This is a genomic window from Pseudonocardia nematodicida, from assembly GCF_040105385.1.
GTDB lineage: Bacteria > Actinomycetota > Actinomycetes > Mycobacteriales > Pseudonocardiaceae > Pseudonocardia > Pseudonocardia nematodicida.
In genome coordinates this window covers 173170-193145 of sequence record NZ_JBEDNQ010000014.1, presented here as the reverse complement: position 1 = coordinate 193145, position 19976 = coordinate 173170, and the positions used below count along the sequence as shown (strand labels likewise).

General features: G+C 74.3%; 18 protein-coding genes. 12 read left to right on the top strand and 6 right to left on the bottom strand.

All coding sequences use genetic code 11. The annotated features are described in order from the left end of the window. The first annotated feature begins 75 nt into the window (after positions 1 to 75). Positions 76 to 1548 (top strand): Si-specific NAD(P)(+) transhydrogenase, encoded by a 1473-nt coding sequence (gene sthA / locus WIS52_RS28630; RefSeq protein ID WP_349301517.1) that lies wholly within the window; start codon positions 76 to 78, stop codon positions 1546 to 1548. On the opposite strand, the gene WIS52_RS28625 is transcribed toward sthA, so the two are convergent. Then, positions 1539 to 2537: a M23 family metallopeptidase gene (locus WIS52_RS28625; RefSeq protein WP_349301516.1), complete on the bottom strand. Its 999-nt coding sequence runs from the start codon at positions 2535 to 2537 to the stop codon at positions 1539 to 1541. The genes sthA and WIS52_RS28625 overlap by 10 nt on opposite strands. A gap of 500 nt (positions 2538 to 3037) precedes the next feature. On the opposite strand from WIS52_RS28625, the gene WIS52_RS28620 reads away from it, so the two are divergent. The 3 genes from WIS52_RS28620 to WIS52_RS28610 all read left to right on the top strand — a co-directional run bounded on the left by WIS52_RS28620 (position 3038) and on the right by WIS52_RS28610 (position 5398). After that, complete coding sequence (locus WIS52_RS28620; RefSeq protein WP_349301515.1) at positions 3038 to 3871, top strand: SGNH/GDSL hydrolase family protein; 834 nt, start codon at positions 3038 to 3040, stop codon at positions 3869 to 3871. 99 nt (positions 3872 to 3970) lie between these two features. Next, positions 3971 to 4816, top strand: coding sequence for a glycerophosphodiester phosphodiesterase (locus WIS52_RS28615; RefSeq protein ID WP_349301514.1), 846 nt, complete (start codon positions 3971 to 3973; stop codon positions 4814 to 4816). Positions 4817 to 4933: 117 nt separating this feature from the next. Next, positions 4934 to 5398: a hypothetical protein gene (locus tag WIS52_RS28610; protein WP_349301513.1), complete on the top strand. Its 465-nt coding sequence runs from the start codon at positions 4934 to 4936 to the stop codon at positions 5396 to 5398. Here the strand turns inward: WIS52_RS28610 and WIS52_RS28605 are convergent. Next, positions 5374 to 5769, bottom strand: a complete 396-nt coding sequence (locus tag WIS52_RS28605; RefSeq protein WP_349301512.1) for a DUF1232 domain-containing protein — start codon at positions 5767 to 5769, stop codon at positions 5374 to 5376. The two genes, WIS52_RS28610 and WIS52_RS28605, sit on opposite strands and share 25 nt — an antisense overlap. A gap of 94 nt (positions 5770 to 5863) precedes the next feature. After that, positions 5864 to 6307 carry a CBS domain-containing protein gene (locus tag WIS52_RS28600; protein WP_349301511.1) on the bottom strand — a complete coding sequence of 148 codons (444 nt, stop codon included), beginning with the start codon at positions 6305 to 6307 and terminating at the stop codon, positions 5864 to 5866. 171 nt (positions 6308 to 6478) lie between these two features. Here WIS52_RS28600 and WIS52_RS28595 point away from each other — a divergent pair, with 171 nt between their 5' ends. Beyond that, entirely contained in the window at positions 6479 to 7039 is a 561-nt protein-coding gene (locus WIS52_RS28595) for an NADAR family protein (protein ID WP_349301510.1), read from the top strand. Here WIS52_RS28595 and WIS52_RS28590 read toward each other — a convergent pair. Continuing rightward, positions 6999 to 7358, bottom strand: coding sequence for a hypothetical protein (locus WIS52_RS28590; RefSeq protein ID WP_349301509.1), 360 nt, complete (start codon positions 7356 to 7358; stop codon positions 6999 to 7001). The genes WIS52_RS28595 and WIS52_RS28590 overlap by 41 nt on opposite strands. A 336-nt stretch (positions 7359 to 7694) precedes the next feature. Here WIS52_RS28590 and WIS52_RS28585 point away from each other — a divergent pair, with 336 nt between their 5' ends. Continuing rightward, the gene (locus WIS52_RS28585) at positions 7695 to 8378 is read left to right on the top strand and encodes a PadR family transcriptional regulator (protein WP_349301508.1); all 684 of its coding nucleotides are present in this window, start codon (positions 7695 to 7697) and stop codon (positions 8376 to 8378) included. A 55-nt stretch (positions 8379 to 8433) separates the two neighbouring features. Here the strand turns inward: WIS52_RS28585 and WIS52_RS28580 are convergent, their stop codons facing one another. Next, positions 8434 to 9744 carry an MFS transporter gene (locus tag WIS52_RS28580; protein WP_349301507.1) on the bottom strand — a complete coding sequence of 437 codons (1311 nt, stop codon included), beginning with the start codon at positions 9742 to 9744 and terminating at the stop codon, positions 8434 to 8436. A 144-nt stretch (positions 9745 to 9888) separates the two neighbouring features. Here WIS52_RS28580 and WIS52_RS28575 point away from each other — a divergent pair, with 144 nt between their 5' ends. After that, on the top strand, positions 9889 to 10851 hold the full coding sequence (locus tag WIS52_RS28575) for a proteasome assembly chaperone family protein (protein ID WP_349301552.1): 963 nt from the start codon (positions 9889 to 9891) through the stop codon (positions 10849 to 10851). A gap of 97 nt (positions 10852 to 10948) precedes the next feature. Beyond that, positions 10949 to 11431 (top strand): hypothetical protein, encoded by a 483-nt coding sequence (locus tag WIS52_RS28570; protein ID WP_349301506.1) that lies wholly within the window; start codon positions 10949 to 10951, stop codon positions 11429 to 11431. Between the two features lie 9 nt (positions 11432 to 11440). Here the strand turns inward: WIS52_RS28570 and WIS52_RS28565 are convergent, their stop codons facing one another. Continuing rightward, positions 11441 to 13771, bottom strand: coding sequence for a transketolase-like TK C-terminal-containing protein (locus tag WIS52_RS28565; RefSeq protein WP_349301505.1), 2331 nt, complete (start codon positions 13769 to 13771; stop codon positions 11441 to 11443). Between the two features lie 134 nt (positions 13772 to 13905). On the opposite strand from WIS52_RS28565, the gene WIS52_RS28560 reads away from it, so the two are divergent. The 4 genes from WIS52_RS28560 (at position 13906) to WIS52_RS28545 (ending at position 19973) form a co-directional block, all read left to right on the top strand. Further along, positions 13906 to 14418 (top strand): Lrp/AsnC family transcriptional regulator, encoded by a 513-nt coding sequence (locus WIS52_RS28560; protein ID WP_349301504.1) that lies wholly within the window; start codon positions 13906 to 13908, stop codon positions 14416 to 14418. A gap of 26 nt (positions 14419 to 14444) precedes the next feature. Then, positions 14445 to 15794 (top strand): serine hydrolase domain-containing protein, encoded by a 1350-nt coding sequence (locus tag WIS52_RS28555; protein ID WP_349301503.1) that lies wholly within the window; start codon positions 14445 to 14447, stop codon positions 15792 to 15794. Positions 15795 to 15989: 195 nt separating this feature from the next. Continuing rightward, complete coding sequence (locus tag WIS52_RS28550; protein ID WP_349301502.1) at positions 15990 to 17813, top strand: BCCT family transporter; 1824 nt, start codon at positions 15990 to 15992, stop codon at positions 17811 to 17813. 432 nt (positions 17814 to 18245) lie between these two features. Next, entirely contained in the window at positions 18246 to 19973 is a 1728-nt protein-coding gene (locus tag WIS52_RS28545) for a hypothetical protein (protein WP_349301501.1), read from the top strand. The last annotated feature ends 3 nt before the right edge of the window (positions 19974 to 19976 follow it).

The following is a 19976-nucleotide window of genomic DNA, read 5'->3' as shown; positions in this document are numbered from 1 at the left end:
CTGCCGGTTGCCGACAGCCCGCCCATTCGTGAGGCTGTGGGGGCGAATCGGACGAGGCAGGCGGGGGCGGGCACCGTGTACGACTACGACCTGATGGTGATCGGCTCCGGTCCCGGCGGGCAGAAGGCCGCGATCGCGGCGGCGAAACTGGGCAAGCGGGTGGCGATCGCCGACCGCGAGCACATGATGGGCGGGGTCTGCGTCAACACCGGGACCATCCCGTCCAAGACGCTGCGCGAGGCCGTCCTCTACCTGTCCGGGTTCACCCAGCGGGAGATGTACGGCGCCAGCTACCGGGTCAAGGCCGAGATCACGATCGACGACCTGCTGGCCCGGACCCGGCACGTGATCGGGCGGGAGATCGAGATCGTGCGCAGCCAGCTGCTGCGCAACCACGTCGACATCCTGACCGGCACCGCGCGGTTCACCGACCCGCACACCGTCGTCGTCGAGGGGCACGCGCGCGGAGACCACAACACGGTCACCGCGGCGAAGTTCGTGATCGCGACCGGGACCAGCCCGGCGCGGCCGGACTCCGTCGAGTTCGACGGCGAGCGGGTCGTCGACTCCGACCAGATCCTCGAGGTCGGGCGGGTGCCGGACACGATGGTCGTCGTCGGCGCCGGGGTGATCGGCATCGAGTACGCGTCGATGTTCGCCGCGCTCGGCACCCGGGTCACGGTGGTCGAGAAGCGCGACGCGATGCTGACCTTCTGCGATCCGGAGGTCGTCGAGTCGCTCAAGTTCCACCTGCGCGACCAGGCCGTGACGTTCCGGTTCGGCGAGGAGGTGTCCTCGGTCGAGGTCACCGGGCGGGGCACCGTGACCAGCCTGGTCAGCGGCAAGAAGATCCCCGCCGACATGGTCATGTACTCGGCGGGCCGGCAGGGCATGACCGAGTCGCTCGACCTGGGCAAGGCGGGCCTGGAGGCCGACGAGCGCGGCCGGATCACCGTCGACAAGCAGTACCGCACCGGCGTCGAGCACATCGCCGCGGTCGGCGACGTCATCGGGTTCCCGGCACTGGCCTCGACCAGCATGGACCAGGGGCGGCTCGCGACCTGCCACCTGTTCGACGAGCCGGTCCGCGAGCTGGCCGAGCTGCAGCCGATCGGCATCTACACGATCCCGGAGATCTCGTTCTGCGGGCGCACCGAGGCCGAGCTGACCGCGGCCGCGATCCCCTACGAGACCGGGCTGGCGCGCTACCGCGAGCTCGCCCGCGGCGCGATCATCGGGGACTCCTACGGGATGCTCAAGCTGCTGGTGTCCACCGACGACCGGACGCTGCTGGGCGTGCACGTGTTCGGCACCAGCGCCACCGACCTCGTCCACATCGGTCAGGCGATCATGGGCTGCGGCGGGACGGTCGACTACCTGGTCGACACGGTGCTCAACTACCCGACCCTGTCCGAGGCGTACAAGGTGGCGGCCCTGGACGCGACGAACAAGATCCGCGCCCTGGAGAGCGTCCAGAACGGGCGCCCGTCGTCCCCACCGGCCCCCTCCGGCGGAGACGTGGCGGATCCGGACCAGGATCAGGTGTAGGAGAACCCGTTCGCGTCCAGCCAGGGCTTCGGGTTGATCTTCGTACCGCCCTGGATCACCTCGATGTGCAGGTGCGGCCCGGTGGACTGGCCCCGGTTGCCGACCTCGGCGATCTGCTGGCCCGCCTGCACCCGCTCGCCCACGCTGACCAGCGAGCGGTTGATGTGGCCGTAGACGGTGATCGTGCCGTCGTCGTGCTGGACCCGGACCCACATGCCGAACCCGCTGGCCGGGCCGGAGTCGATCACGGTCCCGGCGATCGGCACGTTGATCGGGGTGCCGATCGGGGCGGCGATGTCCAGGCCGTTGTGCTGGGCACCCCAGCGGGCACCGAAGCCGGAGGTGACCCGCCCGGAGACGATCGAGATCCCGCCGCCGACCGGCGCGGCGGCGGCCGCCGGTGCCGACGCGGCGGGGGCGGCCGCGGCGGCCGCGGCAGCGGCCTCGGCGGCGCGGGCCCGCTCGGCGGCGGCCTCCTGCACCGCCTGCACGGACGCGGACGCCGAACCGGCGGCCTCGGCCGCGCTGGCGTGCACCCCGGCGGGAGCGATCACGGCCTGCGCGGCGACCGAGCCGCCGCCGGCGGCCGGTGTGGCCAGCGCGGCGATCGTGGCCGGGTCGGCGATCGGGGTCGACGCCGGGAGCGCGTCGGCCGGGGTGCGCGGCGCGGGGACGGTGGCCGGGAGCTCGGCCGCGGCGGCGACACTGGACGTGGCCGGCCAGGCCGTCGGCAGCGGGAGGTCCACGGAGCCGACGGTCGCCTGGGCCGCGCCGGCGAGACCGCCGACCGCGACGACCGCGGCCGCGACCCGGGTCGTCGCCGAGAAGCCCGACCCGTCGTCGGTGCGGTGGTCGCCGGTCCGGGAACGACGGACGTGCGGACCGGCGGGGAACGGACTCGCGTAGCCACCGACCCCGGCCACCGCGAACTGCGGTGACAGGAGTGCGAGACTCGCGCGCCGCCCCTGGGGGGAGCGATGGCGTGCCACGATCTTCCTTCCAGATCGCGGAACGGTGGACAACCCGTGGGGAGCGGGGCAGCCCGTCGGGGGTCGGGCTGCGTCCGGTTCGTGACCGTTCCGTGATCCGTGGACCACGCTAACCCGGCTCCGTGACCCGGCAAACCCGATCGAGTGATCAACAGACCACCGGGACTCGGGACGCGACGAACGGACAGTGCGTGACGACAGGGGGTCGCACCCTGCCGTTCACCGCGCCCCCCGCCGCCGCGGTCCACCACGGACACTCCACTGACCTGCGGCGATGACGCCGCTCGCCGTCGGGTCGAGCGGCGCGCCGGGGCCGCCACCGGTGACGCTCGGTGCTCGAACGCGACAGCGTCTCGCCTCGTGGTCGCTGTCACCGGGCCGCCTGCGTCACACTCCGTCAACCGCGGCCACGGGAGGGAGGGCGGCCGTCGCCCGGTGGTGGGCTCCGATCACCCGGAACCGTGATTGCCCCACCCGCCCGCACGGGGTTGGGTGGAGACGTGCGCCGCCTCCTGGTCCCACTCCTGACCTGCGCCCTCCTCGTCTCCCTGGCTCCCACCGCACTCGCCGCCGACGCCCCCACGACGGCGGCGGTCCAGCCCGCCCCGTCCACCCAGCGCTACGTGGCACTCGGCGACTCCTACGCCGCCGGCGTCGGAGCGGCCCCGGACCCCGGCAGCGGCGACTGCCTGCGCAGCCCGGAGTCGTACCCGGCGCTGTGGGCGGCGCGGAACGGCCCGGCGTCCTTCACCCACGTCGCCTGCAGCGGAGCGACCAGTGGCGAGGTCGTGGCCCGGCAGGTGCGGACCGTCACGAAGGACACCACCCTGGTGACCATCACCGTCGGCGGCAACGACACCGGGTTCGGCCCGGTCCTCGCGACCTGCAGCACGGCGCCCGATGACGAGACCTGCTTCTCCGCGATCCGGGGCGGCGAGCGGATCGCGCGGCTGTTCGCCCCGGGCGGTCTCATCTCGGCCATCGTGGGGGTCCGCCTGCAGGCCCCGGACGCGCGCATCGTGGTGCTGGGCTACCCGCGGCTGTTCGAGCCCGGGCCCGGCTGCGACGTGGCCGGGGTGCCGAACGCGGCCCGCCGGGAGGCGCTGAACCGCGCGGCCGACACCCTCAACGAGTCGCTCGCGGACGCCGCCCAGCGGTTCCGGGGCGAGTTCGTCGACGTCCGGGAGGCCTTCACCGGGCACGGCGTGTGCAGCGCCGACCCGTGGATCACCCCGCCGTCCGCCCCGCCGACGGCGCAGAGCTACCACCCGACGGCACGCGGCTACGCCGAGGGCTACCTCCCGGCCCTGACCGCGGCGGCGACCCGGTCCTGACCGCCGGCCGTCGCCGCGAGGTCACCCCCTTGTCACTACGCCGACGACTCCGGTAGGGACAGTCGGGCGCGTTCCGCTCCCCCGACCGGAGGTCTTCCCGTGCGCCTCACGCGCAGCCTGCTCTGCTCCCTGTTCACCGTCGCCCTCGTACCGGCCGCGATCCTCTCCCTGGCCCCGGCGGGCGCCGCCGCCCCGCTCCCGGACGGGAACGGGGTCGAGGTCGTCGCGCACCGCGGCGCCTCCGCCGACGCCCCGGAGAACACCCTCGCCGCCGTCGAGGAGGCGATCGCCCAGGACGCCGACTCGATCGAGGTCGACGTGCAGCGCACCGCCGACGGGCACCTGGTGCTGCTGCACGACGTCACCCTCACCCGGACCACCGACGTCGAGCGGGTGTTCCCGGACCGCGCGCTCGACCCGGTCGGCGAGTTCACCCTCGACGAGCTGAAGCGCCTCGACGCCGGGTCGTGGTTCGGCCCCGAGTTCGCCGGGGAGCCGATCCCCACGTTCGACGAGCTGCTCGAGCGCACCGGCGACCGGGCCGCGCTGCTGATCGAGCTGAAGGAGCCGGCCCGCTACCCCGGGATCGGGTCCGAGGTCGCGGCCGCGATCGGCGACCCGCGCCCGGGCGTCGTCGTGCAGTCGTTCGACCACGACGTCATGACCGCCTTCGCCGCCGTCGCCCCGGACGTTCCGGCGGGGTGGCTGTTCGGCACCCGGCCCACCACCGCCGAGCTGGACGCCGCAGCCGAGCACGCCGACCAGGTGAACCCGAGCTTCCGGGTGGTCGACGAGGCGCTCCTCGCCGCCGTGGCCGAGCGCGGGATGCAGACCGGCGTCTACACCGTCAACGATGAGGCCGACATGCGCCGCATGATCGACACCGGGGTGCACCGGATCATCACCGACCGCCCGGGTGTGCTGCGCAAGGTGCTCGCCGGCTGACCGGTCCGGTCCCTCCCCGCCGCCCCGGGGTCGCCGACACGGACCTCACGGGCCCCGACCTAGACTTCTCCCCGGTGGATCGGTCACCCCGGCCGGTCCGCGAGTGGAGGAATCGAGATGACGGCTGTCCGGGGGCTCGCGCTGCTCGTTCCGGCGCTGATCCTGATCGCCGGATGCGGCGGATCCCTGGCCACCTCGCCCGGTTCGTCCCGGCCCGCGGCGACCTCCGAGGCGGCGGCGCAGGCGGTGTCACCGTTCTGCGAGGCCGTGGAGGCCAGCCGGAACGCCGCGCAGCCGGTCAGCGGCATCGGTATCGGCGGACGGCTGGACGACGTCAACCAGGTCGCCGCCGAGGTCCGGCGGGCCAACCAGCAGGTCACCAACCTGGCGCCGCAGGAGATCCGGGCCGACTTCGAGCGGGCGAACCAGCTCGTCGAGCGTCAGCTGGAGCTGCTGGAGTCCAACGGCGGGGACACTCTCGCCGTGGCCCGGGACCCGGAGATCGGGCAGGCCCGCTCGGATCCCGACTACCAGGCCGCCTCGCAGCGGATCAACGACTACGTCCGGTCGAACTGCGCCTGAGCCGGGGCGGCCTCACGGCGCCAGCCCAGGTAGCGGTCGGCCTCGACCAGCACCGCACCGCCCAGCCACATCGCGACGACGGCGTCGTCGGTCAGGCCGAGCAGTCCCAGCAGCGCCTCGGGCACCACGTCGACCGGGGACACCAGGTAGGCCAGCGCGAGCAGGAACAGGGCCATCCGGCCCTTGCCGAGACCGGGGTAGGTGCCGCGCCAGGCGTCCCCGGCCATCGCGGGAACGGCTCGCAGCCGTTCGGCGGGCCCCGGCTCACCCGGCCGGCCCCGGCGGGTGAGTGCGCGGAACAACGTGGCGAACGCGGCCGCGCGGCCGGCCCGGCCGGCCGCGCGTCCGGAGGTGGCGGATGCAGCGCTCATACCGTGCACAACGCATCGGTCGCCGGGGACGTTCCCGGCCGTCACCCCCGAAGCGGACTCACCGCCCGGACAGGTCTCGGCGCCCGGACAGGTCTCAGCGCCCGGACAGGTAGATGTCGCGCAGCACGCCGGCCTCGGTCTGCATCTCGGCCAGCCGGCGCTTGACCACGTCACCGATGCTGATGAGCCCGACCAGCTTGTGGTCCTCGACGACCGGGAGGTGGCGGTGCCGCCACCGGTTCATCAGGCCCATCGCGTCCTCGATCGAGTCGGTCGGCGCGCAGGTGACGACGTGCCGGGTCATCACGTCCGCGACGGTCAGGTTCATCACCCCGGCGCCGTCGGTCGCGAGGCGGCGGACCACGTCGCGCTCGGAGATGATGCCGTCGACCCGTTCACGGAAGCCGTCGTCGGAGACGACCAGGGCGCCGAGCGAGGGTGGTCCGGCGAGGCGTGCCGCCGCCTCGGGGAGCGTGTTCCACGACAGCACGGTGTGCACCGTGTCGCCCTTGATCCGCAGGATGTCGGCCACCTTCATGAGATGCTCCTTCGGCCAGGTCCGTCGTACGACCCGATTGTCCGCCCCAGGATTTCGCTGTGCAAGCTAAAGATCTTCTCCGAGCACCGTCAACCGAGGGGAAAGTCCGGTGATCAGACGGGGTACGACGGCCGTGGCCGGCGCACCCGGTGTGACGCACGAGTCCCGGCCGTGACCGCCGGGGACCGCGCGGCGCTGGTGGCCGCTCTCGACGCCGGGGCCCGCCCCGGGTTCACGACCTTCTGGTCGAGCACCCCCGCGCCGGGGCAGGACACCGGGCCGTGGGTGCTCGCCCAGTGGTACCGGTCCCCGTTCGAGGTCGACGGCGTCCGCTACGCGACGGCCGAGCAGTGGATGATGGCGTCGAAGGCACGGCTGTTCGGCGACGACGACGCGCTCGCCCGGGTACTGACGAGCGGCTCGCCCGCGGAGGCGAAACGGGCCGGCCGGGAGGTGCGGGGCTTCGACTCCGCGCGATGGGCCGCGTGCCGGTTCGACGTCGTGGTCGCCGGCAACCGGGCGAAGTTCGGCTCGGACCCGGTGCTGGGCGACTACCTGCGCTCGACCGGGGACACCGTGCTCGTCGAGGCGTCCCCGGCGGACCCGGTGTGGGGCGTGGGGATGGCGGCCGACGAGCCGGGCGTCACCGACCCGCGCCGGTGGCGCGGTGAGAACCTGCTCGGGTTCGCGCTCATGCGCGTGCGGGACGACCTGCGCTCCGGCGGAGCCTGACCGGCCGGGCCTCCGGCGGGAGCACCCGCGGCCGGCGCCGGTGGCGCGCGACGACGAACGCGCCGGCCCCCGCCGCGACCGCACCGCCGACGTAGGGCACGGCGGCCCGGCCGAGCTCCGCGGCGCGCGAGACGAGCGCGGCACGGCGGGCGGCGATCCCGGCGGCGAGCCGGTCCAGACTGCGCCGCAGCTCGACGGCGGCCCGCACGACCTGGTCGTCCCGCCCGTCGGACCGTGCGACCAGGCGGTCCCGCAGCTCTGCCGCCGACACGTCACTGAGGTCGAGGGGCTCGCTGCCGCTGTCGTCGTCGCGCCGCACGGCGGTCTCCTCTCCGGCCCGGAACGCCCTGGACGAGCACGAACCAGTCAACCCGCTCGGGCTCCTCCCGGCCACCCCGGCTTCGAACCGGTCGGATTGCGTGTTGCATCGCGATGAGTCACGATATATCGTGATGGCACGCGAGCCGATCGAAGGAGGCTCATCACGAGAGGAACACGCGTCATGACCACGCGAGACACACCGCGAGACATGCCCTGGGGCCCGCCCTGGGCCCGCCGGCGCGGCGCGCGCCGGCACCACCGAGGCCCGGCCGGAGGCCCCTTCGGGCGCTTCGGACCCGGCTTCCCCACCCCCTGCGACCCCGAGGAGGCCGCCATGCACGACGACGACACCGAACACGGCCCGCACGGCGGGCGCCCGCACCGGGGCCCGCACGGACTGGGCCGGCGGGGCGGCTTCGGCCGCGGCTTCGGACCGGGCGGCCCCTTCGGTCCCGGCGGCTTCGGTCCCGGCGCGTTCGGCCCCGGCGGCCCGTTCGCCGGCGCCGGCCCGGGCGGCTTCGGCCCCGGCGGGCCGGGGCGCGGCTTCGGACGGCGCGGGCGGAAGACCGCCCGCGGCGACGTCCGGTCCGCCGTCCTGGCCGTCGTCGCGGACGCCCCGCGGCACGGCTACGAGATCATCCAGGAGATCACCGCACGCTCCGGCGGGCAGTGGAAGCCCAGCCCCGGCTCGGTGTACCCGATGCTCTCCCAGCTCGAGGACGAGGGGCTCGTCCGCTCCGAGCAGACCGAGGGACGCCGCGTCGTGCACCTGACCGAGGAGGGCACCCGGCACGTCGAGGAGAACCGGGCGGCGCTGGACGCCGTCTGGGCCCCCTTCGCCGAGGACGCCGAGAACGACGCCGACGACGACCCGTCGTCGGTGCTCGCCCAGGAGCTGGGCCGGCTGCACGCGGCCGCGCACCAGGTGGCGAGCGCCGGGACACCGGAGCAGGTCGCCTCGGCGACCGAGGCGCTGACCGAGGCGCGCAAGACGCTCTACCGGCTGCTCGCCGAGTGAGCGGCTGAGCACGGGCCGGACGGCGCCACCCGCGCCGTCCGGCCCGTCCGGCTGCTCAGCGCAGGTTGCGCCGCATCCGCCGGTTGCGGCGGAGCGCCTCCCGGATCGGCGGCACCACGGTCCCCTCGGCGGCCATCACCCGGCGCGCCTTCCGGCGGGCGTCGAGCACTCCCAGCACGGCGATCGCCCAGATCGGGAACTGCACCAGCCAGGCGATCCGGAACGCGTCGGGGTGGTAGCCGCCCGCGATCCCCAGCACCGCCCCGACCAGCAGCGTCGTCGTCAGCGATGCGGTGAACCCGCCGACGTTGACGATCCCGACCGCCGTCCCGCGCCGGTGCACGGGATTGAAGGTGCGGGCGAAGTCGAACCCGACCGCCGAGCACGGCCCGTTGGCGGCCAGTACCAGCACCAGCACGACCAGCAGCCACAGCGGCGCGGGTGGCGGGACCAGCAGCACGACCGTCCACACCAGGACGGTCGCGCCGATCACCGCGAGCACCAGCCAGGAGCGCCGCAGCGGGTGCCGGGCGGTGAACTCGCCGAACACCGGCCCGGCCACCGCGCCCGCGGCGACCAGCACGGTCAGCATCACCGAGGCACCGGTCGGGCTCATCCCGTGCCCGGCCACCAGGTACGGGACACCCCACAGCAGCGCGAACACGAGCCCGGAGAACTGGGTGCCGGCGTGCGACCACAGTCCCAGCCGGGTGCCGGGGTGCCGCCAGGCGGCGACGAGGCCGTCGACCACCTCGCGCGGGCTCGCCGCCGGGCCCGGCGGCGGGCTGCCCGGCGGCCGGTCGGAGAAGACCGCGAACACCGCGACGGCGGCGACGACCCCGGCGGCGGCCGCGCTGAGGAACGCGGCCGTCCAGCCCGCCCCGTGCAGCACCGTCGCCAGCGGGATCGCCGAGAGGATCTGCCCGGACTGCCCCAGCAGCGCCGTCACCTGGGTCATCAGCGGCACCCGGCGGGCCGGGAACCAGGCGGGCAGCACCGAGAGCACGGAGATGAAGGTCAGCGCGTCCCCGGCGCCGACCAGCACCCGGGCGGTGATCGCCAGCGGCAGTGCGGTGGACACCGCGACGAGCACCTGCCCGATCGTCATGATCACCGCACCGGCCAGCACCATCGTCCGGGCACCGAACCGGTCGATCAGCACCCCGACCGGCACCTGCAGCGCGGCGTAGACCAGCAGCTGCAGCACCAGGAAGCCGGCCAGCACGGTGGGGCCGGCGTCGAACCGGTCGGCCGCCTCGAGCCCGGCGACCCCGAACGAGCTGCGCTGCAGCACCGCGACGACGTAGGCGAGTAGACCGGCGGACCAGACCAGATAGGCGCCACGCGACGCACGGATCGATGCCATGACTAACCACCATTGTGGCGCATCGCCGCCGCGAGCCGGCAGCCGGACCCGGCGGTGCGCGGGCCGCACGACGCCCGCGTGACGACTATCGTCGGCGCCGCGGCGGACCCGACCGTCGTGGCGCGCAACTCACGGAGGAAGCCGGTGCTCGATCCCGCTCAGCTCTACCAGGTCGACCCGGCCGCACCGAGGCTCGACGAACCGGTGCTGATCGTGGCGCTGGACGGGTTCGTCGACGCCGGCAACGCGGGGGCCCTGGCGGTGGGCGCGCTCACCGACGAGCGGGAGGCCGTCACGGTGGCGAGCTTCGACGTCGACCAGCTCGTCGACTACCGGTCCCGCCGCCCGCCGCTGCGGTTCGAGACCGACCGGTGGGCCGACTACGACCCGCCCGCCCTGGACGTCGTCGCGCTGACCGACACCGGCGACACGCAGTACCTGCTGCTCGCCGGCCCGGAGCCGGACACCCAGTGGGAGCGGTTCGCCGCGGCCGTCGGCCTGCTGGTCGAGCAGCTCGGGATCCGTCTGGTGATCACCCTGCACGGGATCCCGATGGCGGTGCCGCACACCCGCCCGATCGGCGTCACCGCGCACGGGACCCGCCCGGAGCTGGTCGAGGGGCACACCCCGTGGTTCGCGACGGCCGACGTCCCGGGCAGCGCCGCGGCGCTGCTGGAGTACCGGCTGGGCCAGGCCGGGCAGGACGCCATGGGGTTCGCCGTGCACGTTCCGCACTACCTGGCGCGCTCGGCCTACCCGCAGGCCGCGCGGGTGCTGCTGGACCACGCCGGACTGGCGGCCGGGCTGTACCTGCCCACCGCGACGCTGACCCGCGCCGCCGAGCAGGCCGACACCGAGATCGCCGAGCAGATGGCCGAGTCCGACGAGGTCGTCCAGGTGGTGAAGGCGCTCGAGGAGCAGTACGACCAGGTCGCCGAGGCCCGCGAGGCCGGTATGTCGCCGGGCCAGCTGGACTCCGGTGACCTCCCGAGCGGCGACGAGCTGGCCGCCGAGTTCGAGCGGTTCCTCGCCGAGGGCGGCGACGACAAACCCGGCGGCAAGTCCGGTGACCCCGAGCCCCCGCACGAGCCGCCGGCACCCACCTGAGCGACACACCCTCGCCAACGCTCGCGGAGGACGGCCGGGCACGCGAGGATCCTCACGGCCCCGGGTCGTCCGGGGCCGCGGGGGCGGGAGGCGGGCCGTGCTGGAGCCGTGGCGCGACTTCGGGGTCGCGGTCACCGGGGCGAGCGCCGCGCTGGTCGGCCTGCTCTACGTCGCGATCTCGATCAACCTGCGGCAGATCGTCGGCACCAGCGTGCTGCCCGCGCGGGCGCTGCTCGCGCTGGTCCTGCTGGTGGTCCCGCTGGTGTCGACGATCCTGCTGCTGGTGCCCCAGCCGCCGGTCGCCCTCGGCGTCGAGCTGCTGGTGGTCGCCTGCACGGCCGGGCCGTGCCTGGCGCACCTCGTCCGGCCGAGCGCGCGCCCGGCGCAGCAGACCGTGGCCGAGCGTGCGGCGGGGACGGTGCTGCCCGCCGGGCTGACCGTCGCCGGGACGCTGGTCGCGGGGGTGCTGCTGCTCGCCGGGTACCCCGCGGGTGTCTACGGCGTCGTGGTCGCCGCCCTGGCCGCGTTCACCGGGGCGCTGGCCGGGACCTGGGTGCTGCTGATCGAGATCCTCCGGTAGGCCGCACGGTCAGAGCAGGTCGAGCGCCGCCCCGACCACCGCGTCGGCGTCCAGCCCGTGGTGGGCGTAGACCGAGGCGAGGTCCCCGGACTGCCCGAACCGGGTCACCCCCAGGTGCACCGCCGGCACCCGGTTGATCCCGGCGAGGAACGCCAGCGTGTGCGGGTGCCCGTCGAGCAGGGTCACCAGCGGGGCGGCCCGGCGGGCCGGGAACGCCGAGTCCAGCACCCACGGCTCGGCCTGCGCCGCCGCGGGGCGCCCGGCGCGGGACTGCAGCGCGCCGAACAGCAGGCCGGGGCTGGTCACGCACACGACGTCGACGGCGTGACCCTGCCCGGCCAGCCGGTCGGCGGCGGCCAGCGCCTCGGTCACCATCGCCCCCATCGCCGCGATGGTCAGGTCCGGCTCCCCCGCCGCCCGGCGCAGCGGGTAGGCGCCCGCGACGACCTGCCGCCGGCGACGCTCCCGTGCGGCCGGGTCCTCCGGCACGGCGGCGAGCGACTGGTCCACCGGCCGGGTCGACAGGCGCAGGTAGGCCGAGGTGCCGTCGGGCTGCCCGAGCCGGGCCAGCGAGGCCAGCAGCGTCCACTCGACGTCGATGGCGAAGGCCGGCTCGTAGGTCACGCAGCCCGGTTGCTCCAGCCCGACCGACGGCGTCGTGATCGACTGGTGGGCGCCGCCCTCGGGCGCCAGGGACACCCCGGACGGCGTCCCGACCAGGATGGACTGCCCGCCGGCGTAGATCCCGAACGACCACGGCTCCAGGGCCCGCTCGACGAACGGGTCGTAGAGCACCCCGATCGGCAGCACCGGGCGGCCCCAGCGCGACCAGGTCGCGCCGAGCTCGCCGAGCGCGCCGACCAGGTTGCCCTCGGCGATGCCCAGCTCCAGGTGCTGCCCGGTCGGGCGCTCGCGCCAGTGCAGGATGGTCTCGGGGTCGTCGTCGAACCAGTCCTTGCGCTCGGCGGTCGACCACACCCCGACCTTGTTGACCCAGCCGCCGAGGTTGGTCGACGACGACACGTCCGGGCAGAGCGTGACCACCCGGGATGCGGCGTCCGGGGTCTCCCGGGTGAGGTCGAGCAGGGCGCGGCCGAGCGCGGCCTGGGTGGTCGCCCGCCCGGTGGGGGTGCGGCCGATGTCGGTGGGCAGCGCCGGCACCGGGTCGACGTCCGGGGCCTCGCGGTGCAGCCGCCGCGCGGTCGTCGCGCACAGCCGTGCCGCGGCCGATCCGTCGGGGAACCGCCGCCACGGGTCGTCGACGTCGGTGCCGAGATCGGTGGCCAGGTCGGCCATCTGCGCGGCGGTCAGGATCGAGCCGTGGTTCTGCGGGTGGCCCGCGGTGGCCAGGCCGTGCCCCTTGACCGTGTAGGCGAGGACGACCGTCGGACGGGAGTCGTCGATCGCGTCGAACGCCTCGCCGAGCGCCGCGACGTCGTGCCCGCCGAGGTTGCGGACGGCGGCGAGGAGGGTGGCGTCGTCGAGATCGGCGACGAGCCGGGCCAGTTCGGCGTTCCCGTCGGGCAGGCGGGTGCGGACCTCGTCGGCGTCGCAGCGCAGCAGGCGCTGGTACTCCGGGTTGGACATGCCGTCGATCCGGGCCCGCAGCGCGTCGCCGCCCGGGCGGGCGAACAGCTCGTGCAGCAGCCGCCCGTACTTGACGGTCAGCACCTGCCAGCCCGCGGCGGCGAACATCCCCTCGATCCGCGGGGCGCCGATGGCGGGCACGACGCGGTCCAGTGACTGCCGGTTGAGGTCGACGATCCAGACGATCTCGCCGAGCTCGCCGACCATCGGGTCGAGGATGGCCTCCCAGACCGCACCCTCGTCGAGCTCGGCGTCGCCGACCAGCGAGTACTGCCGGCCCTCCCCCGCCCCGCCGAAGTGGCCCTCGACGTACCGGCGGGCCAGCGCGCCCCAGATCGGGGCGGTGGCACCGATGCCGACCGAGCCGGTGGAGTAGTCGACCGGGTCGGGGTCCTTCGACCGCGACGGGTAGCTCTGCAGCCCGCCGAACGCGCGCAGCGTGGGCAGGTAGCGCTCGTCGAGCTCGCCGAGCAGGTAGTTGATCGCGTGCAGCACCGGCGAGGCGTGCGGCTTGACCGAGACCCGGTCCCCGGCACGCAGGTGCTCGAACCAGAGCGCGGTCATGATCGTCACCATCGACGCCGACGACGCCTGGTGCCCGCCGACCTTCAGCCCGCTCGGGTCGCCGCGGCGGTTGGCCGCGTCGATGATCGCCGTGGAGAGCCACAGCACCCGTCGCTCGATCTCGGTGAGCGCCGCCGGATCGTCGGCGGGGGCCCGGGTGACGTCGGCGGGGCCGTTGGTGGTGCTCATCGGTGTTCTCCAGCTCCCTCGCTGCAGGTTGCCCGCTCAGCCCACCATCATGATGATGACTGCACAACTGTCGACGCCAGCGATGAGCAGAATGCACGCCCCGGCGCCGACCGGACCGACACGAGGCGGGCAGAGTGACAACCGACGACGCCGCCGTACCGCCCCGGGGGCGGACCGATCTGGACGGGAACGACGCGCGGCTGCTGCTCGCCCTGGCCGAGGACCCGCGGGCGACCGTGCTGGCCCTGGCCGAGCGGGTCGGGCTCTCCCGCAACACCGTGCAGGCCCGGCTGGCCAAGCTCGACCGGCTCGGCGCGCTGGACACCTTCGAGCGCCGGGTCGACCCGGCCGCACTCGGCTACCCGCTGACCGCCTTCGTCCGGGTCCGGGTCGTGCAGCGCGAGCTGGCCGCGGTGGCCGGCGCACTGGACCGGGTGCCCGAGGTGCTGGAGGTGCACGGGGTGTCCGGAGAGGAGGACCTGCTGGTGCACCTGGTGGCCCGGGACGCCGACGATCTCTACCGGATCGCCGGGCACCTGCTGGCGATCGAGGGGGTGGAGCGGACGTCGACATCGCTGGTGATGCGGTCGCTGGTCGGCTTCCGCACCGCCCCACTGCTGGAGCGCCTCGCCCGCGACGGCCGCTGACAGGCGTCGCGACTACCGTCGCCGTCGTGCCCGAACCGCTCCCCAGCACGCTGTTGCCGACCACCCAGCGCACCCTGCTCGCCCGCGTCGCCCGCGCCCAGCGCGACGGGCGGGTGCCCTCGCTCATCGCGGGCGTCGTCCGGGACTCCCGCCTCGCCTGGCACGCCGGCCGCGGCGCGCTGCCCGACGGCGTGCCGGCGTCGGACGTCCAGTACCGGATCGGGTCGATCACCAAGACGGTCTGTGCCGTCACCGTGCTGCGGCTGCGCGACGAGGGCCGCCTCGACCTCGACGACCGCCTGGAGGTCCACCTGCCGGGCACCCCGCTGGGTGACCGCACGATCGGGCAGCTGCTGTCCCACCTCGGCGGCGCCGGCGCGGAGAGCCCCGGGCGGTGGTGGGAGCGCACCCCCGGCGGATCGCTCGAGGAGCTGGGCCTCACCGACGCCGACCGGGTGCTGCCGTCCGCGCGCCGGTTCCACTACTCCAACCTCGGCTTCGGGCTCCTCGGCGAGCTGGTGGCCAGGCTCCGGGGCCGGAGCTGGGCCGAGGTCGCGACCGGCGAGGTGCTGCTCCCGCTCGGGATGGCCCGCACCTCCCCGCGCCCGCAGGAACCGGCTGCGCGGGGACGCGCGGTGCACCCGTGGGCCGAGCTGACGCTGCCCGAGCCCGAGCACGACGCCGGGGTGATGGCCCCGGCCGGTCAGCTCTGGTGCACCGCGACCGACCTGGCCCGGCTCGGCGCGTTCCTGCTCGGCGACACCGCCGGCGTGCTCTCCCCGGCCACGGTGGAGGAGATGACGCTGCCGGCCGGGATCGACCCGTCGTCGCCGGTCTGGGCGGGGTACGGGCTGGGCGTGCAGGTGCTCCGCGCCGAGGACCGGGTCCTGGTCGGGCACGGGGGCTCGATGCCCGGGTTCCTCGCCGGGCTCTGGGTGGACCGCGAGGAGGGCACCGGCGCGCTGGCCCTGGGCAACACGACGTCCGGAATGGACTCCGGCCTGGCCGCGGGCCTGCTCGCCGACCTGCGGGCGGCCGAGCCCCGGATCGTCGACGCCTGGGTGCCGGAACCGTCGCCGGTGGATCCCGCCGTGCTCGGCCCGTGGTTCTGGGGACCGTCGCCGTACGTGCTGCGCGCGGTCCCGGGCGGGCTGCTGCACCTGGGGGGTCTGGGGCGCCCGGGACGCGCGTCGCGGTTCCGGCCCGGACCGGACGGGACGTGGGTCGGACTGGACGGCTACTTCGCGGGCGAGACCCTGCGGATCGCCGCCGACCACCTCGATCTCGCGACGTTCGTGTTCACCCGCACGCCCTACGATCCGGTGGCCCCGGTGCCGGGCGACGTCGACGCCGCAGGGTGGCGACCCACCCCCTGATCCGGACATATCTCACCGATACCGAATCGAAACACCCGTTCGGTCGCGCCTGACCAGGCCCGATGGAGTTCGGACCCATCGTTTGCCTGCGACACGGTCGCCTCTCCTCCCTACACTTACCCGGCGAAACGCCGTGCGCGCCGTGCACGGTGTCGAACCCGGAGGGAGGAACGCCCGCCGCGGGCGTGTCCTGACATGACCCAAGCTGAACCACATACGGATCCCGGGGCGGCCGGAGCCGCCGACGGCCGGTCCCGCACGGACTGGACGGTCTTCGGAGTCGGCGCCGCGCTCGCCCTGCTGTTCGTCGTGTGGGGCCTCGTCAGCCCCACCACCCTCGCGAGCACCGCGAGCACGATGCTCGACGGCGTCATGCGCGGTGGCGGCTGGGGCTTCATCCTGGCCGCGACGGCGTTCGTGGCGTTCGCGCTGTTCCTGGCCTTCTCCCGGTTCGGCCGGATCAAGCTGGGCACCGACACCGAGGAACCCGAGTTCCGCACGGTGTCCTGGATCGCGATGATGTTCTCCGCCGGCATGGGCATCGGCCTGATGTTCTTCGGCGTCACCGAGCCGCTGTCCTTCTTCCAGGACCCGCCGCCCGGCTCTGCCGAGCCCGGCAGCATCGGTGCCCTGCAGACCTCGATGGCGACGTCGCTGTTCCACTGGACCCTGCACCCGTGGTCCATCTACGCCGTGGTCGGGCTCGCGATCGCCTACTCCACCTTCCGCAAGGGCCGCCGTCAGCTGATCTCCCAGGCGTTCATCCCGCTGATCGGCGCCCGCGCCGCCGAGGGCCCGGTCGGCAAGGCCATCGACATCCTGGCCATCTTCGCCACCCTGTTCGGCTCCGCCGCCTCGCTGGGGCTGGGCGCTTATCAGATCGGCGGCGGCATGCAGACCGTCGGCTGGGTCGACGGCGAGGTCGGGCCCGGGGTGCTCTCGATCATCATCATCGTGCTCACCGCGGCCTTCATCCTCTCCGCGGTCTCCGGCATCGCCCGTGGCATCCAGTGGCTGTCCAACACCAACATGGTCCTCGCCGCGGTCCTGGCGCTGTTCGTGTTCGTCGCCGGGCCGACGGTGATCATCCTCGACCTGGTGCCGACGTCCATCGGTGCCTACTTCTCCCAGTTCTTCGAGATGGTCGGCCGCACCGAGGCCGTCGGCGGCCAGCCGATGCTCGAGTGGCTGTCGGGCTGGACGGTCTTCTACTGGGCCTGGTGGATCTCCTGGACCCCGTTCGTGGGGATGTTCCTGGCCCGGATCAGCCGCGGTCGCACCATCCGTGAGTTCGTCGGCGGCGTCATCCTCGCTCCGTCGCTGGTCTCATTGGTCTGGTTCTGCATCTTCGGTGGCACCGCCATCACCCAGGCCCAGGCCGGCGTGGCGTTCTCCGACGACTCCAACGTCCAGCTGTTCCAGATGCTCGGCGCCTACCCGTGGGCGACCTTCACCGGCCTGCTGGTCATGCTCCTGGTCGCGATCTTCTTCGTCTCCGGTGCCGACGCCGCCTCGATCGTCATGGGCACCCTGTCCCAGCGCGGCACCATCGAGCCGTCCCGCTGGATCGTGATCTTCTGGGGCTCGGTCATGGGTGCGGTCGCGGTCCTGATGCTGGTCACCGGGGGCGCGGATGCGCTCGACGGCATCCAGAGCCTGACCATCCTGGTCGCCGCACCGTTCGTGGTGATCATGGTGCTGCTCTGCTTCGCCCTGTTCCGCGACCTGCGGCGCGACCCCGTCGTGCTGCGGGACCTGAAGGGCTCGGCCGTGATCGAGCAGGCCGTCGACTGGGCGACCGACCGGCACGGCGACGACTTCTACGTCAAGGTCGGCGCGTTCCCGAAGGACCACGTCGACGACGACGTGCCCGGCAACGGCAGCAACGGGCCCGGCACCGGGCGCGGCTACGCCATGACCGCGCCGGGTGAGACGGCCGCCGACCCCGGATCCGCACCGGTGGCGGAACCGGACGGTCCGGCCCCGGGGAAGAAGGACACCCCGGTCGGCGGCGACTGACCCCCCGGTCGATCGAGGCACACCGAGCGATCGACACGGTGCTGCTGTTCCGGCCCTCGACCGCCGGACCTCAATGGCGGCCGGACACCCCTCATGGGTGTCCGGCCGCCACTCTTTGTGGCAGGGTCTCTCACGCGGCGCGACCGGGTGGGGGGCGGAGTCGGCGGAAGGGGGTCGCCGACACTCCGGAGCGGTCACCGTCCGTCGAGTCCATGGGCACCGCCGGTACCCGGTCACCGCCCGCGGACGCCCGCCCGGGAGTCACCCGTGCCGGGCCCGCTCGTTGCACCGGTGGGACATCGCCGCGCAACGGACGCGGGAGCCGGTGTGGGAGTCCCCGAGCACACCGGGAATGATCGACAGTCCGCCCGGAGTGGATCACCGACCACCCCGGGACCGCACGAACGGGAGGGAACTGACACAGTGGGCCGGATGCGTCTCGTGTTCACCCCCGGGGACGACCAGGGGTACGCCGAGGCCCGGAGCCGGCTCCTGGAGCAGTTCGGAGTCTGGGCGCGGCGTCGCCGCGTCGAGGTCGACACCACCCTGGTCGCGGCCGCCGTCGACTACAAGTACGCCCGGGACCGCCGGCTCGGCCGGTGGACCCGCGCGCACGTCGCCGACGCGCTCGGGATGTGGTTCCCGCGCCAGGTGACCGTCCTCGAGCCCGACGACGTCCCGCCGGCCTTCCATGCCCTGATCGACTTCCTGCACGACCACGACTGGCTCGACCCGCAGTCGTCCGAGACGGGGGCCCTGCACCGCCAGGTCGCCGACTCCACCCCGGCGCTGCACGACGGGCTGGCCGACGAGCGCAACTACGACCTCGGCAAGTTCTGGGGCGTGCAGCTGCACCGCAACGGCGTCGACCCGGCCGACCCGTTCGCCGTCCAGCGGTTCCTGGACCGCGCCGGGGCCGGCGAGGCCGACGTCGACCGGCACGCGCTCGCCGAGATCATGCGCCGGGACGCCGAGCGGCCCGCCGGCACCGAGTGGAACCCGGAGCTCCCGCCGGTCCCGATGCCGCGCGCGTCGACGCTCGTCGAGTCGGCCGAGTCCGCCGAGGCCCTCGAGCACCTGCGCAAGCTCACCCGCTGGGTCCGGGCCGGGCGCCGGCTCACCTCCGACGGCCGCCTCGACCGGGCCGACGCCCTCGACCTGGCCGCGCACCTGCAGCTCGACCACATCTACCGGGAGACCGCGCGCACCAGCGACGACCTGCCCGAGGTGTCGCTGCTGCTGCGCTGGGCCCGCGCCGCGCGGCTGGTACGGACGGTCCGCGGGCACCTGGTCCCGGTGAAGAGCGCCGGCCCGGAGCTGAACCGGCCGATCGAGCTGTGGCGGCGGGTCTTCGAGTCCGTCGGCCGGCTCGGCGACAGCCTCGGTGGCACCGACGTGTTCGGCGCGCCGTCGCTGTTCGGGATGTCGATGTCCGACGCGATCCCGCTGCTGTGGGTGAGCCTGTACTCCGCCGGCGGCGGCCCGGTCCCGCTGGAGCACTTCCACCGCCAGGTCCGGGACACGGTCAACACCGAGGCCGGCTGCGTCGTCGACGACCTCGCCGGCGACGTCGAGCAGCGGCTGTGGCGGCGCGACGTCACCGCCCTGCTGGACGCCTGCGAGCTGCTCGGCGCGATCGAGCTCAGCGAGACCCTCGACGGCGACGAGCTCGACGAGCTGTCCCAGGTCGCCCAGCGCGACGACCCGGACCCCACCGTGGTCACGCTGACGCCGATGGGGCTGTGGGCGGTGCACGAGTACCTGCTGGAGCAGGGCGTGCACGTGCCCGCCCCGGGCGAGCTGGCCGACGAGGACCTGGAGTACGTCTGCGTCCGGATGGGCGGGGTGCGCCCCGAGATCGCCCGCGGCGAGCTCGCCGCGTGGGCACTGGCCCGTCCCGCGGGTGACGCCGTGTACGAGCTCGACCGGTTCCTGCGCCGGTGCGAGGTCCCCGCGCACCGGGCCCTGGCGCTGCACGCACTGTCGGTCACCGGGCCCACCGGTCGCACCGTCGCCGCCCGGCACCGCCTGCACGTCGCCGAGCACGGCGCCGCCCGCCCGGTGCACCCGGCGCCCGCACCGCGGGACCCGGCACCGGCCGGAGCGGCGGCACCGCACCCCCGCTCCCCGCTGCGCGAGGACCTCGAGCCGGCCGGCTGACCC

What these genes read in the sequence shown, in the direction of transcription:
- WIS52_RS28610 (WP_349301513.1), top strand. Translation starts at nt 4,934, where the DNA reads ATGACGGCTGTCCGGGGGCTCGCGCTGCTCGTTCCGGCGCTGATCCTG.
- WIS52_RS28605 (WP_349301512.1), bottom strand. Translation starts at nt 5,769, where the DNA reads ATGAGCGCTGCATCCGCCACCTCCGGACGCGCGGCCGGCCGGGCCGGC.
- WIS52_RS28600 (WP_349301511.1), bottom strand. Translation starts at nt 6,307, where the DNA reads ATGAAGGTGGCCGACATCCTGCGGATCAAGGGCGACACGGTGCACACC.
- WIS52_RS28585 (WP_349301508.1), top strand. Translation starts at nt 7,695, where the DNA reads ATGCACGACGACGACACCGAACACGGCCCGCACGGCGGGCGCCCGCAC.
- WIS52_RS28580 (WP_349301507.1), bottom strand. Translation starts at nt 9,744, where the DNA reads ATGGCATCGATCCGTGCGTCGCGTGGCGCCTATCTGGTCTGGTCCGCC.
- WIS52_RS28565 (WP_349301505.1), bottom strand. Translation starts at nt 13,771, where the DNA reads ATGAGCACCACCAACGGCCCCGCCGACGTCACCCGGGCCCCCGCCGAC.
- WIS52_RS28550 (WP_349301502.1), top strand. Translation starts at nt 15,990, where the DNA reads ATGACCCAAGCTGAACCACATACGGATCCCGGGGCGGCCGGAGCCGCC.
- WIS52_RS28545 (WP_349301501.1), top strand. Translation starts at nt 18,246, where the DNA reads ATGCGTCTCGTGTTCACCCCCGGGGACGACCAGGGGTACGCCGAGGCC.